We start from the raw sequence: 2,101 nt of genomic DNA, 5'->3' as shown, positions 1-2,101 counted from the left end.
GGCCTTCTTGGTCTTGGTCATGCGGGCGAACTTCGTGGACATCGCGTTGAACGGCATTCCGTAATTCCTCATCTGTTGTCGGGCGATGCCAAGAAGTATTAAGCGAGACAGAAATGCGGGTCAATGGGTCCCTTTTACTAATGGGATTCGTACTGGGCGCCGGAAATGATCCGGAGAAGCGCTGTCAGGGCTGCGGATCGGGTCTCCTCGGTCTACTATTCAGGCCCGGAGTGACGCCCGTCACGTGGCCCACTCCACACGGCAAATGCCGCAAATAGGCACAAGAGTGGCGCGGGTCACGTGGTCTGCGTCATATGAAGGACGACCTATTCGCTCACCGTAATGCCGAATAAACGCGCTGTATTGGCGGTGGGGCAGCGATTATTCGCGCGCATCGGCAAGGAATCCTGACCGGCGTCCGGCGCGTGACCGGTCCGGCGGCGACACGCGGCAGCGGCACCCGGCGCGCACCCCGCCGTGCAGCATTCGCCTTTTCCGAGGACGGTCACGACTGCGCCGCACGGTCTTCCGCCACGAAAACCTCCTCGCCCGCGGAACCGCGGGGCTCGGGGCCGGTGGCGCACGGTGGCGGGGAAGACGGTCCGAGGCCTCGAAGACCTCGCCACCGCGCGCCGCGACCGCCGAGGTGGCACCCCAGTACCCGCCCAGAGGGTGCCGGCGGCCGGCGCCATGCCCGCGCCGGTCATTGCGATCGCAGTGTTCAAACGGGGGCGTCCTGTCCCCGGCCGGCTTCGGCGCCGCACCGGTGCGCCACTGGCCCCAGCGGGTACCGTGCCTGCCGCTGCACCTGCGAGCCATGCCCGTACGGGAGTCTGCCGCCGCCTGACTCCAGCCGGTTCGCGGGCGCCTTTCAGTGGCCCGGTGATGCCGGCGGCCTGGTCCCGGAACAGGTCACGAAGCGCAACGGTGCGGCGGGGGATCCGGCGGCCAGGGGCCTGACGCTGCCGCAGGGCTTCGTCACGTTCCGGACCAGCGCGCTTGCGCGTATATATACGCCCCCGCCCGGCGCCGCGGCGGTCGTCGGCCGCAGTCCGTAAGAGATCGCGGCATTCCTCCGTCCTCGGCGCGCCGCAGGGTTCTTCGGTGGTGGCCCCGCCGGCGCGCGGTCCCTGGCCCGCTGCGGGACCGGCACCGTCGGCGACGCCGTCGATATCCCGCGCGCCACCCCCAGCGGATCCCCGGCACCGTCGGCCACGCCCTGCGGCGAGCGCGCGTCCGCGCAATCCCGCTTCGCGCCGAGCGGCTTCTCCCGGCCGGGCGGGATGTTTGCCGGCCCAGCCTCGAAGCAGCGAAGGAGCAGGTCGTGTGACTGCCCGGCGCTGCCCTTGGCCGTGGGCGGGCCGGCCGGACACGAAGCACCGCTGGGGATCGCCGTCCCTCCCCGCCCCGCACGTGCGGGCTGCCGGGCCGTGGCGGCACCGGCGGAGCAACAGGGATGTGGTGGGTCGCTGTGGTGGCCGGGCGGTGGGGGAGGGGGTTGTGGGGGTGCGGGATCCGGCGTTGATGCTGCCGAGAGGGTGATCGGGCGTCATCAAGTCGCCCAGAAGGCCTAATCGTGCACCAAATAAGCTTACTTTCATACCGATTGACGGTGTGTCATGTGTCGATCGGCGTGCGGTGCGGGTCGTTCGTACACCCGGTCGGCCCCCTGCTGATACATCCGATATGACAGCTAAAGGCGCCATAAGTACGTTCATTGCAGGCCGGTTGCCCGGCTGCCCCTCAGAGACAAGGGAGAAGTGACATGAAGACGCGTACCGTCGCCGTGACCGCTGCCGCAGTGGGCGCCGCGGTCATCGCCACTACTGGTATCACCTATGCCTCGGCCGCCGGATCCACCCAGGCTGCCCCGTCCTACCAGCAGGCTGCCCCTGCTGTTCAGCAGGCCGCTCCTGACATGGCTCCGCTGGGTGGTGAGGGCGGGAACGGCGGTGGCGGCAAGGGGAACGAGGGAGGCGGCTACGGCGGCTACGGCGGCAACGAGCGCGGCAACGAGCGCGGCAACGAGCGTGGCAAGGAGCGCCGTCACCACCGGGAGGGCCGGATCTTCATCAACGAGCGGTCGTACTCCGCCCGTGGG

Annotated in this window: 1 pseudogene; it reads left to right on the top strand. The window is 69.2% G+C overall.

Annotated features, from left to right (window positions below):
- Positions 1-1,765 precede the first annotated feature (1,765 nt).
- A pseudogene (locus AB0N06_RS38730) lies at positions 1,766-2,101 on the top strand (hypothetical protein); the annotation flags it as partial.

The sequence above is a fragment of the Streptomyces sp. NPDC051020 genome (assembly GCF_040683105.1).
Taxonomy (GTDB): domain Bacteria; phylum Actinomycetota; class Actinomycetes; order Streptomycetales; family Streptomycetaceae; genus Streptomyces.
The sequence above is the reverse complement of the archived record's forward strand: the minus strand, read 5'-3'. Positions and strand labels throughout refer to the sequence as shown.